Consider the following 851-nt stretch of genomic DNA (forward strand, 5'->3'; position numbering starts at 1 on the left):
CCTCGTCAGGAATCTCGAGGTCGAACGCTTCTTCAAACTGCATTACCAGCTCGACGACGTCGAGCGAGTCCGCGCCCAGGTCCTCTTGGAATGATGCGCTGGGCGTCACTTCAGCTTCGTCGACCTGAAGCTGCTCGACGATGATTTGTTTTACCTTGTCTTCTACTGCTGCCATGCGTTTCTCCTGTCCATCGATACGGCAAAAAATTTAGATGAAAACTCTTCCGGGCGAGGTGCACAACTTGAGAACACACGAATACCGCGCTCGAAATTTCAAGTCTACTGAGGACTGGCCGTCCAGGCAACCGCGGGACTGCGCGTCCAGCGGCACGCGCCTTTCGGCGCCAGTATCTGTTGTAACCATTCCAACTGACCTCATATATTGCAAAACTGGAAATTGCAGGAAATCCGCAACTACAGGAAGCGAAAGTAATCCCTGTGTCTACGACCAGTAGAGGCGGCGCCGAAGGCGCGTGCCGCTGGACGCGCAGTCCCGTGTCGCCGGATGCGCAGTCCGTGCGAGTATATTCGCTATGCTCTCTCTTGCAGTAACGGGTGTTGTCGCTGTCCTTGTGGGAATCGCGATTGGATATTGGATTCGCAGCCTCAGCTCGCGCTCGGAGCTTGATGCGAGGTCGGCAATAGCGGCATCCCTTTCGACCCAGCTGGCCGAACGCGAGAATCAACTGCGCGAGGCTGCTCAGAGGGCCGAATCCCTGGGTGTGGAAAAAGCGCGCCTGGAAGAACGCCTGACAGCGGAACAGGAATCACTGAAGCAGGCGCGCGCTGTGCTGGAGGAGAGTTTCCGCAGCGCGGCTTCGCGTGTTCTGAATGAAAACAGCCAGGCGTTT

At 56.6% G+C, this 851-nt stretch carries 2 protein-coding genes; one reads left to right on the plus strand and one right to left on the minus strand.

Annotation, left to right across the window (positions count from 1 at the left end; all coding sequences use genetic code 11):
* On the minus strand, nucleotides 1–175 hold a 175-nt coding region (gene acpP / locus AC5S16_RS23155), incomplete at its 3' end, for an acyl carrier protein (protein WP_493932496.1).
* A 358-nt stretch (nucleotides 176–533) separates the two neighbouring features.
* Here acpP and AC5S16_RS23160 point away from each other — a divergent pair.
* Nucleotides 534–851: hypothetical protein (locus tag AC5S16_RS23160; RefSeq protein WP_493932495.1), on the plus strand; the 318-nt coding region annotated here is incomplete at its 3' end.

It is taken from the genome of Acidobacterium sp. FHG110202_01, assembly GCF_059115305.1.